The following is a 13,681-nucleotide window of genomic DNA, read 5'->3' on the forward strand; positions in this document are numbered from 1 at the left end:
AAAACCCGATCTTTTGATCGGGTTTTTTGTTTATTATCGGACAGACTCCTTCTTAACAGCTTTATGCAAAGCATCGTTAGACTTTTTATTCCAAGGGAATTTCCCTTCAATTTCTACTTGAATGGAAAGGCTCAAGATAATCCTGATGACAACGATAAGCCCAAGGATTAGTACAGATTCAAGATCAGGCTCTGTAATAACCGTAGCCATTATATCTGCCGCAATCAGTATTTCAAGACCTAATAGAATCACCTTGCCCAGATTGCGACGTAGTTCAAAATAACAATCTTCTTTTCCTTTGATCGCGGCGATACCGTATTTAAACAATGCCGTTATAGCCCCTACGAGAATTATCGTGATGCCTATAGCTTCAATAATCTTTGCCGCAATATCGATATAGTGTTCTAAGTCCATAATTAAAAAATATTTAGTCAATATATTTAAGGCTTCATATCTTATCAAAAATACTGCCCGATCCCAAACACAAACCCACTCGTAGCATCTGGTGTCACTCCATACCCATAATCTATGCGGAAGACGGCATTAAAAATGCGTTTATGAATAAAACGAAGTCCGAGTCCGGGGTACACGCGTAGGTTTTGGTCATCACCAAAATCTCCAAAATCCCCACCCGGATTCCGCCAAGAACCGGCATCTACAAACAAGTTTCCTTGTAGAATAAACCAATCCTTATCTACCAGCGTGTGACGATATTCCGTGTTTAGCACGATGGCCGCGGTTCCTCTGTCGATGGTATTTCCCACGCCTCGTATATTCAGATTATTATCCACAGAAAAAGGTGCAAAGGGAGACTCGTCATTTGAGGCCACTCCCAGACGGAGACGGGTCGCCCAGTTTCCTTTTCCGCTTTCGCGAAAGCGTACAAAATACTGAAAATCGTTCCACCCTATTAAAAAGTCTGGCAACGTAGCGTCCGAAGATATGACGTATTGAAAATTAAAGGTGCTCTTAAATCCCGAGACATATTGGTAGAAATAATCGAGTCCGTCGTACTCGTAAATCCCTTTATACAAACGCTTATTTACATTAAAATCCTGAGGGATTTCAGGATTTGTGGCTCCTTGCACATATTCATAGTCTTCGTTAAAAAACGTTACTCCTGCCTCAATGCGGTGTCTAAAATTGAAGTTATACAATCCCAAAACTTCAAATGAAGTGTTGTTATATTTATAATCTGCAACGCCCTGAGCAAGAAAAACAGGCTCTTGCGTGGTCAAATCCTGAAAATTGAGCGCCAGTCCAACTTTATTGCTAAATAGAAAGGGAGCTCGAAGATTGATTCCGTAAGAATCATAAATGTCCCGCTGATAAAATCCACCAAAGGCGATGTTACGCCCCAAAGTATTAAATTCATAGAGTCCTAGCCTAAAGGCAAATTCATCGTCGTTTGTAGTGTAAACATTGCCGTTAGGTATGAGCGTGAAGTTTTCTTCGATATTGTAAAATACATTGTACTCGTTTTCTCCGGCAGGAAACACTTGGTAATACGCATAAGCTACCGCTGGTAAACGCTTTAACCGTATCATATCACTATCCATCGCGACAGAGTCCAGTACGGTACCGGTCTTCACATCGCTTATCATTTTTACAAAAGAAGACTTGAGTTTCTTGTTGCCCTGTACTTTCAGGTCAGCAATGGTGTGCGACTGTGCGCTCATAGCAGTAGCAATGAGAAGAAAACAGATGATACATAACCTACGAAACATAAATAGTAATCCTGTATTTTAATAGAACAAGCGACTGTGAGCTTTTCCTAGTTTTATTCTAAAAGTATTGACCTATCCCGAATACAAGTCCGCGATTTTTTGTGGCACCCCAGCCTACACCGTAGTCCAACCGAATAACAGCATTAAAAATACGCTTATGTATGAAGCGTAACCCTAATCCAGAATACGCCTGAATATTACGAATACTCGCAAGTTGGTCAAAATCTCCACGAGGCGCGCGCCACGATCCGATGTCTGTAAACGCGTTCCCTTGAATCACAAACCATCCTTTCTCTAGTAGGGTATGACGATATTCTGTGTTGAACGAAGTGAACGCTGTTCCTCGAGCACTATCGTTACCTGCACCACGCAAGTTAAACTGATTATCAACGGTAAACGGCGCAAATTCCGAATCGTTAAAAGAGGCCAGCCCTAACTGCAATCTGCTCGCCCAGTTACCCTTCTCTCCTACTCTTTTGTAATACGCTGTGGCATTTCTTGCCACCAGTCCCTCTTCCAGCAAACCTGAACCTCCTATGATATATCTCGCATCTAGAATATTTGTAAAACCATCAAAATACTGATAATCGATATCTAATTTAAAATACTCGTACTCACCTCTAATGGCAACTTTATCTGCGGTAAGGTCGTTCGGAAAATTAGCATCGATTTGTGTGTCATTAAAATCATACCTCTCCTCATATACCTTTACCCCTAGCTCTACCTTATTGAGAAAATCAATCTCGTACATTCCGTAAACTTCCCCTCCATTGTCCTGCTTTGTATAGTTAATACCGCTTTCGATTAAGTAAATAGGTTCAAAGGTTGTATTCCTAATATAATTAACTCCCAATCCTAGTTTATTAGTAAAAAGAAAAGGCGCCTCCCAAAAACCACCGTAAGAATCAAATACGTCTCGTTGATAAAACCCACCCAAAATCTGACTTTCTCCTAAAAAGTTGAATTCAAACACGCTTGCGCGAAAAGCAAAACTCTCGTCATTTGCTTCAGAAATACGCAGTCCTGGGATGATGGTAAAATTTTCTACAACGTAATAAGTAAGGTGATGTTTCCCATCTGCCGAAATGGAATCGCTTACACTCGCTTTTGCAATTCCAGGGAGTCTGTTGAGCCTTGCAATGTCTGTTGCAACTTTTAAAGAGTCATATGCTGTCCCAGTTTTTACCTTCACCAGCCTACTGAGAAACGAGGATTTAGTTCTCTTAAGTCCCGTAAATTCTAAAGAAGTGATTTCAGCTTCTTGTGCGATTATTAAAGTAGAAATTGCACAAAAGGCAATCGTGAGGATGTATTTCATCAAAATGCTGTGAATCTCTGTCGATTAATTCGATTTGTAAAACGTACGTATTACATCTTCGGCTGGTTTGTTCTGAGGTGTAAATTGATGATTTTCCACTCCTCCGACCTTGTCGTGCTGGATAAACCACTTCCATATAAATCCTCCTGCGAGCCATTCTTCTTGCCAGACGGATTGAAAAAGTCCTGTGAGTGCATTTGCCTGTGCTTCCAGGTTTACAGCGTTCATAGACCGGTCTGCCTTCCAGGGTTCTTTTCCTGCAAAGTCCACGGAGCGGTAACCAAATTCTGTAAAAATCACTTTCTTATTTTCCGCTTTCGCGAAAGCGGACACCTCATCCTTCCATTTTTCCCACCCCGCTATTGTACATTCCACCGAAGGAGTCTGGTCTTCACACACGGGAAAATAAGCGTCTATCCCGATGTAATCCAACGCGCCCCAGAAAGGTGTGCGCTTGTATTCATCCCAGTTTGCCGCATACGTTAACTTACCTTTGTAAACGGCCTTAATTTCGGCGATTAACTTTGTCCAATAATCAGGGCGGTTTACCACAAACTGCTCCAGCTCCGTCCCGATACAAAAAATGGCAGTATTTTCTTCCTGGGCGAGTGTAGCATAGTCCAAAATAAAATCACGATACGAATTCTCTAGGTCGATCCATTCCTCCTCTGTTTCCATCTTGAGATAGCCTGTAAATTCGCCGTGGCGAATCCAGATTTGAGGTTTCATCATTACCTCAATACCGCCTTTATGCAACTGTGTAACATAGTTGCGACCTCCTTCACGGGTCTCGCCATACCATTGCCTGTCCGTATTATAAACGATTTGTGGTTTGTCCATTTCTGGCACAAATCCAAAAGGCATCACGGCCGCATAATTTGCATTGAGATCTTGCACAGGCTTCACGTGAGAACTATCTACAGGACTACGATTTGCCACAAAGCTCACCCCATTTATCTTTTTATCCTTAGCGATTTGAGCAGAGCAAGCTTGAAGAAAAATCATTAAAAGCAAGAGGCCAGCGTATTTTTTCATCTGTGCAATTTTGGTTTTAAAGATAGGGGATTTTAGGTCGTGTTGTTTTGTTGTCTGAGGTTTCGATTCTATTTTAAAAAGTGTTTGCGACACTTTTTAAAATCTCTCAACCACCTTTGTTTTGAAATTTCTATGTAAACTAATACGCTAAGGTTTCGATATGAAATTAAAAACTCAAAAACCTGTCGCGCCTATGAGCGCGACAGGTTTGACACAAAACTTGATTTTTAGTGCACTTCAATCAAGTTTCTGTCTACATTCTAAAATACTGCTCTCAATCCAAGATTAAACGTTTGGCCTAATCCTGTATCGTTTCCTCTTACAAAGTTGGTATACAATACCTCAAGATTGAGCGCATCTGTAAGTTGGTACTTTGCGCCACCACCTACGGCGGTAAAATCTTGAGAAAAATTATTTCCTAAATCTATGAGTTGAGAATGTTGTACTAATCCCAAAACGGTAAATTTTGAACTGGGAAAATAGCTTAAGAACAAACCTGGTGTCAATCGTAAGCTGTTATTTGCAAAGCTCTCTTCCTCATCTCCTAGATTTAATTCTGAGTTCAAGTCTGCAAAGAGTTGCCAGTCACCTCCCGAAAATGTGTAATCGTAGAAAAAACGATTTTGCCACGTGTAGCTTTTCTGGTCAAGAAAGACACCTTCTTCACTTTCATTATCCACTAACGGAATAAAAACAGAACTTTGAATTGAAAAATTATTCACATTAGAAAACGGAACAAACTTAACTGAAGGAGCTATAGAAGTAATCCCACTTCTTGCAGTCCCGCGCTCTCCGTCAAAAGCAAATACATCGAGCACACCCCTACCACCCACGGTACTTGAGCGCGCTTCTAATATAAGCCCAAGATTCACACGACGACTGTCAGAAACCCCAGTATAAAACTCGAGCGTAGAGGTGAAGAAATTATTTCTTGGGATATCTTGATTCTCTCCGTTGGGACCAAAGGTATCTTCCGTCTCTGTGTACAAGTTATTGAACCATTTGATATCATATTGCCCTTTGGCAATCAGTTTTGACGGAGTCAATGTTTGTATTACAGAGCCTCCTAAATCGGTGTCGGCTTCGGTGTCTTGTGCATAAATAGTTGTAGCGATAAGGCATATTGCGCCTAGAAATAAATGTTTCATTTTATTGGATTTGATTGTTTGGATTGTGCTTTCTGCACCCGATTGCCTTTTCTGTAATGAGCAATCGAGTGAGAAAGGCTTTAGTTTTAGTATTATTCCCTCGAGCGCAGTCGAGAGGCTACTACAAAATAATTATTTAATAAAGAGTTCTCGACTGCGCTCAAACGGACACATTATTTTACATCATTAAGCGTCCAGTCATAGGGATAGTAGGATAGTTTTGCATTTGCTGGAATAGGTTCTTTGCGGTATTTATTAAGAAAGTCTATCTCGTTGCCATTGCGCACAAAGTCTTCCTTATACCATTCAAAGATCTGTGAAAGTTGCACTTTGTTACCTTTTACTTTAATGAAGTTCGGATTGTTTACCGCAATTTCGGTCTGGCGTTGCAACTGGCTTTCCAGTTTAGATGGTGTATAAGCCTCATCAATAATAGGAGGGCATCCCAATCCAGCACAGACTAGCGCAAAATGGAATCGCGGTTCGTTAGGAAACTTTGCGCGTAGCATTTTGTTTTCGATATCATTCAGCGTAATGGAAGTGCCACCAACGTCGTATTTATTTTTATCAAAAAAACCTTTGATCGAGAGCGGTTGCTTCACGGGATACTTCTCAATAATACCTTTAATAACTGCAAGATTATAGGTGTTTATCCAGAATGCCTGATAGGTTTTTGCATCGCTAGTGCTCACTTTGATTTTTGAAGCGTTTTCTAATAGCTTATGTAATGTTTCGGGATTTACTTTTACTTTAGCATAATCTACTCGTCCATTTTTTACGTTTGCTTTAAAGAAAGCATCTGCTGTTCTAAAAAAAGCATCGGTGTCTTGCGCATAGATTTCTGTACTCAGCGTACCTACAAAAAGTAGTAGGATGAATATTTTTATCGATTTCATAGGTTTTGTATTTTCTGTGCAGTCGGTCGGTGGTTTTTGTTTTCGCTTACATCGATCGGTGATATTTTTTTACAAAACTGCACGTCTCCTCTATAATGAGAACCTTACAGACTAAAGGGCATTTAGAAAATATCTAAATAAACATCATCCCGTTAAGTTTACTATCTTTAAAACGACCCAAGGGGGAAATTAGAATGAAATTTTTTGGGTTTACGCTTTCGCGAAAGCGGAGGTTTCGATACAATCCGCCGAAAAGGCGGATCACTCAACCACCTTAAATTGTTAGGTTGATTAAAAATTAGAAATAAAAGCCCAATCCAAGGTGGTTGAGTGATTTCAAACGAGCGAGAGCTTGTTTGAAATAGTATCGACACTACCGAAAACAAAAGCCAAAGCAAAGGTGGTTGAGTGATTTACAAATCGCAAAAAAGCGATTTGTAAATAGTATCGAAACCTCCGACATCAAAAGACCAACAACTAAAGACTACCGACTCATATGCAAGACCACATCGTCATCATAGGCAACGGAATTTCTGGCGTGACCACCGCCCGACATATTCGGAAGGCCTCAGACCATAAAATCACCATCATCTCTGCCGAGACAGACCATTTTTTCTCTCGCACGGCGCTTATGTACATTTATATGGGACATATGAAATATGAACATACAAAGCCGTATGAAGATTATTTCTGGAAGAAAAACCGCATCGACCTTAAACGCGCTTTTGTAGAAAAAGTAGACCACGAGCATAAGCAATTACAACTATCTGGAGGTGAGACGATGTCGTATGATAAGCTAGTGCTTGCTGTGGGCTCAAAACCAAATAAATTTGGCTGGCCAGGACAAGATCTCGATGGCGTACAAGGATTATATTCTAAACAAGATTTAGACAAACTAGAAGCAAATGCACCTGATAACCAAACGTGCAAACGTGCTGTAGTTGTAGGTGGCGGCCTCATTGGTATCGAGATGGTCGAGATGTTACTTACGCGTGATATTCCTGTGACATTCCTCGTACGAGAAGATAGTTTTTGGAATGGTGTGCTACCTCCTGGCGAGAGTGCAATGATAAACCGTCATATAAAGAGTCACCACGTAGATTTACGTCTGGGTTACAATCTAGACTCCATTTTACCAGATGATAATGGTCGCGTACGGGCAATCACCATTAAGGAAACTGGAGAGGAAATTGAGTGTAACGTGGTAGGACTTACTGCAGGCGTGACGCCAAACATAGACTTCCTAAAAGATAGCGGTATCGAACTTGGTAGAGGCATCAAAGTAAACCCGATGCTAGAAACTAATATTAAAGATATTTACGCCATAGGCGATTGTGCCGAACAGCACGAGGGCATTAATGGTCGTAGACCGATAGAAGCCGTGTGGTATACTGGCCGTATGATGGGCGAAGCCCTTGCCCAAACCCTTACGGGAAGACCAACGCCCTACAATCCTGGACATTGGTTCAATAGTGCAAAATTTATGGACATCGAGTACCAAACCTACGGTTGGGTATTTTCAAATCCTAAAGAAGGTAATACCCACTTCCACTGGATACATAAAGACGATGATAAATGTATCACCATTGAGATGGAAGAAGGAACGCGCAAGTTTATAGGTATCAACAATTTTGGGATACGAATGCGTCACGAGCTTTTTGACCGCTGGCTCAACGAGGAGAGGTCAACAGACTATGTTTTAGAACATCTCAAGGATGCCAACTTTGACCCAGAATTATACGATCATTACGAAAAAGAGATTCTCGCAGAGTATAATAAGCAGTACGGTACTTCGATTAGTCCGAAGAAGAAGAGTTGGAAGCGGATATTTGCTTGATGAGTCGGCTGTTTGATGCCGGAGGTTTCGATACAATTTCTTTAAACGTTGCAAACGTTCAAAGAAATCACTCAACCACCTTTGATAGTTAAGTTTAAATAGAAATAGAAAAGCCGAATCTAAGGTGGTTGAGTGATTTCAATGAAGCGTAGCGGAATTGAAATAGTATCGAAACTACCGAAATGAAAAAGACCAAGCAAAAGTGACTGGCGAGTCGGAAGTTTCGATACAATTTTATCATTTGCCTGTAGCAAATTGATAAAATCACTCAACCACCTTTGATTGTTAAGATAATTAAAATATAGAAATAAAAGAACCAAGCCAAAGGTGGTTGAGTGATTTACAAATCGCGGTGAAGCGATTTGTAAATAGTATCGAAACCTCCGAAATGAATTAACAAATTATAAATAATGCCCACATCTTATATGTACATCCTACAATGCCACGATGAGACATACTATGTAGGCAGTACGAAGAACATAGAAAAACGATTAGCACAACATCAGTAAGGAGAAGGCGCACAATACACAGCACGCAGATTACCTGTAAAACTAGTTTACTTTGAAGAATACGAGCGAATAGATATTGCTTTTAACAGAGAGAAACAAGTACAAGGCTGGAGCCGAAAAAAACGTGAGGCGCTGATTAATGCAACCGAGTATTTGTTGCCTGAGTTGGCGAAGAAGGTGTTTCGGCAATAATGAGCCGGAGGTTTCGATACAATTTTATCATTTGCCTGTGGCAAATTGATAAAATCACTCAACCACCTCAGCGAGTTATTGAAATTAACAATTTAAAATAAAAGAACGATCAAAGGTGGTTGAGTGGTTTTTAATTTTCGCGAAAGCAAAAATTAAAAAATGTCTTGAAACCTCCGAAAACAAAAGAACCATATAAAACCATATGAAAACAATAAAAACCATAGGCCTCATCATCTTCCTTACGGGAATGGCAATCTGGACAGGCTCCCTTTTTATGGGCGAGTTCAAACTTACCCAAGAACAGCTGGACAGCTTTATAGAAAACAAAGGCATTAAAAGCGAACTCCTAGCCGAGAAACTCCAAAAAGATGTCGTGGGTAATGCCTATGGAACCTTTGAATTCTCAGGGGCGGTGCGTGGGGCGCTGGAGGCAAATAATGAATATTACGATGCGCAAATCGCCAAATATGACGCTGCCAAGGAATGGGACAAAAAAGGGGAGCAGTACCAATATCGTATTAATGACAAAGACTTCCAGTCGTTTACATTTACACTTGCCAAAAAAGCAGGATCAGGTTTTGTAAAGGAAAACGCGGGACTGATGTGGTTCTTGACTTTTGGATTGGGGATTTTTGGTGCGCTTATGTTCATCTTTCCTAATCTTGTTTTATTGGGAAAACCAGGCATTAAGAACGACCACATTTATCACAACAGCGCGACTAACCGTGGGTGGATTGCTTGGGTGGTATTAATATATCTTGTATTGTTTTACCTCGCGCTCTATTTCTATTCTGACTATGTGGTAAACTGGACATTTATTCTCGACCCGATAAGTAATGCGCTTAATGGTGGTGATGCCAGCCAGTGGTTTGTATACGGATTTATGTACTGTGTCATTATGGTCACGATGGCGGTGCGTATGTATATCAAATACCGTCATAACAAATACCAGATCGTGCGTACCACTTCTGTATTGTTCTTTCAGATTGTATTTGCCTTTCTCATTCCGGAGATTATGGCGAGCCTTGGGAAGCCAGGCTATGACTTTAAAAATGCCTTCCCGCTAGATTATGACTTCTTCTTTGAGTGGAATTTACAATCACTTACAGAAAGTGGCAGCATCGGGATTTTTATCCTCGTTTGGGGGATTGTGCTTACGCTGGTTATTGTGCCCGTGATGGTCTATTTCTTTGGCAAACGCTGGTATTGCAGTTGGGTTTGTGGTTGCGGTGGTCTCGCCGAAACCCTAGGAGATCCCTACCGCCAGCATTCTAATAAAACAATGAAAGCGTGGAAACTCGAGCGCTGGCTCATACACTCCGTCCTCGTGTTCTCCCTCGTGATGACCCTCGTCACCCTCTATTGCTATTTTACAGGTGCAGAATCCCTACTGGGCATTAACACGCAGTGGATCAAAGACACCTATAGCTTCCTCATAGGCGCTTGGTTTGCCGGCGTGATTGGGACCGGCTTCTACCCTATTTTTGGCAATCGCGTGTGGTGCCGTTTTGGCTGCCCGCTCGCCGCATATTTAGGCTTTGTACAACGCTTTAAATCCCGTTTTAGAATCACCACAAACGGTGGCCAGTGTATCTCTTGCGGTAACTGCTCCACCTACTGCGAGCAAGGCATAGACGTGCGCGCCTATGCTCAAAAGGGCGAAAACATCGTACGCTCCAGCTGTGTAGGCTGCGGAATCTGTAGCGCCGTATGCCCTCGTGGCGTGCTCAAACTAGAAAACGGCCCAGAAGCAGGACGCATTAATCCTACGCAGGTATTGCTAGGAAACGATGTGGACTTGATGGATTATGTAAATAATGAGCAGGATATGGCTTAAGGGGTTTTCTTTTATGCTTTCGCGAAAGCGTTTGTTCACCCCTTTAATTCCTGTCAGTCAACTAGTATATAATCTTAAATCAACCCGTGCGACTAGATAACTATATCGGGTATTCCGTAATAGAGACCCATAAAAAATTAGCGGTTAGCAATGATGCTTACAATCTCTCGATCCTGCGCTGCGGCCTTTGGTGCTTTCTTAGGTAAAGCTAAAACCACAGCTGTTGCCTGACCCTCAAATTCCCGTATATTTAAAAGACAAAACACTCGATAATCAACCTAACTAGGCATCAAAATGAAAAATCTACTTATTGCTTTATAGTTTATACTAGCAGCGGTGAGCATTTCCTGCGCACAGGAGGTAAACCCAGAAGAAGAAATCATCAAGATCTCCCAAGAGAAATGGGAGTGGATGGCAGACAAAAATGTTGACGAGCTAGCCAATCTCTTTGATGACGGAGCAAAATTTGTTCATATGAGTGGGACTTGGAATAAAGAAAAAGTGCTAGAAATCATCAAAACTGGCAGTATTTGGTATAAACATGCAGATGTTAAAGAGGTTGCTGTAGAAGTTTTTGACAACACCGCCATCCTCTTGAATCGCATTACATTAGTAGCTGTTGTACGTGGCAATGAAGTTTCTAATGAATTTACTGTGACAGAAGTTTATCAGAAACAAAATGAAGATTGGAAATTATTGGACTTGACCTTCAGCAGCGTGCGTGATACGCATACTATCGAAGACTAATGCCTATAATTAAAAAACATTAAATCCTATGCGACAGCTTTTCATCTTAACAATCATTATCCTTTCCAGTACTGCTAGCATCTCGTTACAAGCCCAAGAAACCAACTTCATAAACGACTACCTAGAACGCTTAGAAAACTCCCAGAAATACCTCAACCTCGTTGCAGCAGCAATGCCCGCAGAGAAGTACGAGTACAGAGTGACACCAGAGTCTATGAGTTTTGAAGAACACCTAATGCACATTGCTTGGGCTATGGATTGGCACAGTCAATCGTTGTTGGGAGGTCGTCCAGCTCGAGATTGGGAAACAGACAACGAACTCAAAGTCGCTTCTAAAACCAAAGCAGAAATGATTGCTACGGTCAACAGTACTTTTGAAACCACGATACAATTCATTAAAGACTTTGACACCACAAAACTAAACGATAAAGTCGCCTACGGCGAACTCGAGCGTAGCAAGCGCCAAGTCCTGCAAATCCTCTCAGACCACATTACCCATCACAGAGCACAGATGCTTGTCGCGATGCGCTTAAATGGATTGGTACCACCGCGGTATATGTTGTTTCAGTAGTTGTCGGAGGTTTCGATACAGTTCTTTAAAACGTTTGCAACGTTTCAAAGAACCACTCAACCACCTTAGGTTGTTCTGCTTCATAAAAAAACCAAAGCAAAGGTGGTTGAGTGTTTTTGATTTATGCGATAGTAAAATCAAAAATGTATCGAAACCTCCGAAAACGAATAGCAATAACAACATTACGCACTGTGATTAGCATTTCGCGAAAGCGTACATAGACCCTTACAAAGTTATATTTTACAGGAGGTCGCCCTGTGCATATTCTTTAAAACACTTCAAATCAAGACTATATTACTCTGAAAAGCAGTAATATTTGGTTATTTTTAGATAAATGTAAATTGTCTATCAATGAGATCAGAAAGTAAACCGCCCGTGTCATTTTGGATCGTCGCCGTATTTGCCATCATATGGAATGTTGCCGAAGTATATTTTAGCTCCTTTGAATTATCGTTTCTTGAGCGTAATCTTACCGCTGAACAATTTAAAGTCATTGAGTCTATACCCATTTGGTACTCCGTCGTCTTTTTAGCAGCGCTGTTCTCTGAATTTTTAGGGAGTTTAATGCTATTTATGAGAAAGAAAATAGCAACCTTATTTTTTGGAATATCATTTATAACATTAGTGTTTGTAGAATCTTATTGGCTCCTTTATTACGATATAAAGAATGTTTCCATTGTTATTTCTACCATCGTGCCCATACTTGTGATTGCAGTGGCGGGTTTTCTTTATTTCTATAGTAGGAACGCCACAAGAAAGGACTGGATTTCATAAAAGCACTGTCTAAGCTAAATGAACAGACGCTTCTAGAGTTAATAGAGTCGCAACAGGGTTAAGATTTTAGTAAATATCCAGTACTGATTAAAAAGCGGACAGTGGCGACCTAGTATTTTTGAAATCTAAATTGTTCTTATCTTCATATTCCTATGAAATATCTTCTTTACCTCTTCCTGCTCTTCACCATAAGCTGTAATTACTCTCAAAAAGGGCAACCCGACGAACAGACAGTAACTTCTGAAGAAAGCGAGATAGACGCATCTGTTATAGAAATGTGGAATGATTACATCACTGCAAACCCCGAAGCCGCTACCCGTGAACTCCCAGAATCCTGGTTCTTTCACAATAACAAAGCAGATGCAAACCGTTTAGGAAACCTAGTCGCCGAAGGTAAGAAACAAGCGGGCTCAAGTTTATATATTTGGTATGAGGAAGCGGGAGCTCCATTACCAGAATCTGGCGTAAAACACATCATTACGGACTTTGACGGGAAAGCGCTCGCCATTATCGAAATCAAAAAGGTCGACACCATTCCCTTTCACCTCATCACCCCGACATACGCTTCCTTAGATATGGGAACAGATGTTGAACTGCTAGAAAAATGGAGAGAGGCTCACAAAGCATTTTTTACCAAAGCACTTGCCGAAAGTGGCGACACCTTCACTAAGGATATGCTAGTGGTGTGTGAATATTTTGAAACCGTCTGGCCAGTATCTAAAAACACAATAACGCCTAATGCATTATCACTTGCCTTGCACCCTAATTCGTACGCGCTGTCTGCATTGCCAGATACCGTAGAAGCCACCATGTACAATACCACGACAGATACCATTATAACAGGATTACATTATTCCATAGAACATCTTAAAAACGGTAGCTGGGAAGATGTCGTTCCAGATTTAATATTTAATGATATAGGTTATGAATTATTTCCTAACGGCGCACAAACGTTCCCTATAAATCTTCTTCATAATAAAATAACGTACAAGAAGGGTAGCTACAGAATATCAAAAAGGTATTTAAAAGACGATTATCATAGAACAAGGAAGCAATATCCTGTTTCGGCAAATTTTACAATTTTTTAGAA

The 13,681-nt window shown here is 40.9% G+C and carries 13 protein-coding genes; 7 read left to right on the forward strand and 6 right to left on the reverse strand.

Annotated elements, in window-relative coordinates; genetic code table 11:
* Positions 1 to 33: 33 nt before the first annotated feature.
* The 6 genes from EAX61_RS04600 to EAX61_RS04625 all read right to left on the reverse strand — a co-directional run bounded on the left by EAX61_RS04600 (position 34) and on the right by EAX61_RS04625 (position 6,124).
* Positions 34 to 414: a DUF1622 domain-containing protein gene (locus EAX61_RS04600; RefSeq protein WP_121916496.1), complete on the reverse strand. Its 381-nt coding sequence runs from the start codon at positions 412 to 414 to the stop codon at positions 34 to 36.
* A 44-nt stretch (positions 415 to 458) separates the two neighbouring features.
* The gene (locus EAX61_RS04605) at positions 459 to 1,727 is read right to left on the reverse strand and encodes a BamA/TamA family outer membrane protein (protein WP_121916497.1); all 1,269 of its coding nucleotides are present in this window, start codon (positions 1,725 to 1,727) and stop codon (positions 459 to 461) included.
* 58 nt (positions 1,728 to 1,785) lie between these two features.
* Positions 1,786 to 3,045 (reverse strand): POTRA domain-containing protein, encoded by a 1,260-nt coding sequence (locus EAX61_RS04610; RefSeq protein ID WP_121916498.1) that lies wholly within the window; start codon positions 3,043 to 3,045, stop codon positions 1,786 to 1,788.
* A 24-nt stretch (positions 3,046 to 3,069) separates the two neighbouring features.
* Complete coding sequence (locus EAX61_RS04615; RefSeq protein ID WP_121916598.1) at positions 3,070 to 4,080, reverse strand: glycoside hydrolase family 113; 1,011 nt, start codon at positions 4,078 to 4,080, stop codon at positions 3,070 to 3,072.
* A 260-nt stretch (positions 4,081 to 4,340) separates the two neighbouring features.
* Positions 4,341 to 5,228: a transporter family protein gene (locus tag EAX61_RS04620; protein ID WP_121916499.1), complete on the reverse strand. Its 888-nt coding sequence runs from the start codon at positions 5,226 to 5,228 to the stop codon at positions 4,341 to 4,343.
* A gap of 173 nt (positions 5,229 to 5,401) precedes the next feature.
* Entirely contained in the window at positions 5,402 to 6,124 is a 723-nt protein-coding gene (locus EAX61_RS04625; RefSeq protein ID WP_121916500.1) for a DUF547 domain-containing protein, read from the reverse strand.
* A gap of 496 nt (positions 6,125 to 6,620) precedes the next feature.
* Here EAX61_RS04625 and EAX61_RS04630 point away from each other — a divergent pair, with 496 nt between their 5' ends.
* From EAX61_RS04630 to EAX61_RS04660, 7 genes are all read left to right on the forward strand, one after another.
* The gene (locus tag EAX61_RS04630) at positions 6,621 to 7,961 is read left to right on the forward strand and encodes an NAD(P)/FAD-dependent oxidoreductase (protein ID WP_121916501.1); all 1,341 of its coding nucleotides are present in this window, start codon (positions 6,621 to 6,623) and stop codon (positions 7,959 to 7,961) included.
* A gap of 410 nt (positions 7,962 to 8,371) precedes the next feature.
* A complete protein-coding gene (locus tag EAX61_RS16615; RefSeq protein ID WP_236641983.1) occupies positions 8,372 to 8,470 on the forward strand; it encodes a GIY-YIG nuclease family protein in 99 nt (32 codons plus the stop codon).
* A gap of 394 nt (positions 8,471 to 8,864) precedes the next feature.
* The gene (locus EAX61_RS04640; protein WP_121916502.1) at positions 8,865 to 10,499 is read left to right on the forward strand and encodes a 4Fe-4S binding protein; all 1,635 of its coding nucleotides are present in this window, start codon (positions 8,865 to 8,867) and stop codon (positions 10,497 to 10,499) included.
* A gap of 336 nt (positions 10,500 to 10,835) precedes the next feature.
* Positions 10,836 to 11,246: a nuclear transport factor 2 family protein gene (locus EAX61_RS04645; protein WP_236641984.1), complete on the forward strand. Its 411-nt coding sequence runs from the start codon at positions 10,836 to 10,838 to the stop codon at positions 11,244 to 11,246.
* Between the two features lie 28 nt (positions 11,247 to 11,274).
* Positions 11,275 to 11,817, forward strand: coding sequence for a DinB family protein (locus tag EAX61_RS04650; RefSeq protein ID WP_121916503.1), 543 nt, complete (start codon positions 11,275 to 11,277; stop codon positions 11,815 to 11,817).
* Between the two features lie 351 nt (positions 11,818 to 12,168).
* Complete coding sequence (locus EAX61_RS04655) at positions 12,169 to 12,591, forward strand: hypothetical protein (RefSeq protein ID WP_121916504.1); 423 nt, start codon at positions 12,169 to 12,171, stop codon at positions 12,589 to 12,591.
* Positions 12,592 to 12,743: 152 nt separating this feature from the next.
* Entirely contained in the window at positions 12,744 to 13,679 is a 936-nt protein-coding gene (locus EAX61_RS04660) for an ASCH domain-containing protein (protein WP_121916505.1), read from the forward strand.
* Positions 13,680 to 13,681: the final 2 nt, after the last annotated feature.

Source organism: Dokdonia sinensis (genome assembly GCF_003688895.1).
GTDB classification, from domain to species: domain Bacteria; phylum Bacteroidota; class Bacteroidia; order Flavobacteriales; family Flavobacteriaceae; genus Dokdonia; species Dokdonia sinensis.

What these genes read in the sequence shown, in the direction of transcription:
- EAX61_RS16615 (WP_236641983.1), top strand. Translation starts at nt 8,372, where the DNA reads ATGCCCACATCTTATATGTACATCCTACAATGCCACGATGAGACATAC.
- EAX61_RS04625 (WP_121916500.1), bottom strand. Translation starts at nt 6,124, where the DNA reads ATGAAATCGATAAAAATATTCATCCTACTACTTTTTGTAGGTACGCTG.
- EAX61_RS04600 (WP_121916496.1), bottom strand. Translation starts at nt 414, where the DNA reads ATGGACTTAGAACACTATATCGATATTGCGGCAAAGATTATTGAAGCT.
- EAX61_RS04610 (WP_121916498.1), bottom strand. Translation starts at nt 3,045, where the DNA reads ATGAAATACATCCTCACGATTGCCTTTTGTGCAATTTCTACTTTAATA.
- EAX61_RS04620 (WP_121916499.1), bottom strand. Translation starts at nt 5,228, where the DNA reads ATGAAACATTTATTTCTAGGCGCAATATGCCTTATCGCTACAACTATT.
- EAX61_RS04640 (WP_121916502.1), top strand. Translation starts at nt 8,865, where the DNA reads ATGAAAACAATAAAAACCATAGGCCTCATCATCTTCCTTACGGGAATG.
- EAX61_RS04605 (WP_121916497.1), bottom strand. Translation starts at nt 1,727, where the DNA reads ATGTTTCGTAGGTTATGTATCATCTGTTTTCTTCTCATTGCTACTGCT.
- EAX61_RS04630 (WP_121916501.1), top strand. Translation starts at nt 6,621, where the DNA reads ATGCAAGACCACATCGTCATCATAGGCAACGGAATTTCTGGCGTGACC.
- EAX61_RS04615 (WP_121916598.1), bottom strand. Translation starts at nt 4,080, where the DNA reads ATGAAAAAATACGCTGGCCTCTTGCTTTTAATGATTTTTCTTCAAGCT.
- EAX61_RS04655 (WP_121916504.1), top strand. Translation starts at nt 12,169, where the DNA reads ATGAGATCAGAAAGTAAACCGCCCGTGTCATTTTGGATCGTCGCCGTA.
- EAX61_RS04660 (WP_121916505.1), top strand. Translation starts at nt 12,744, where the DNA reads ATGAAATATCTTCTTTACCTCTTCCTGCTCTTCACCATAAGCTGTAAT.
- EAX61_RS04650 (WP_121916503.1), top strand. Translation starts at nt 11,275, where the DNA reads ATGCGACAGCTTTTCATCTTAACAATCATTATCCTTTCCAGTACTGCT.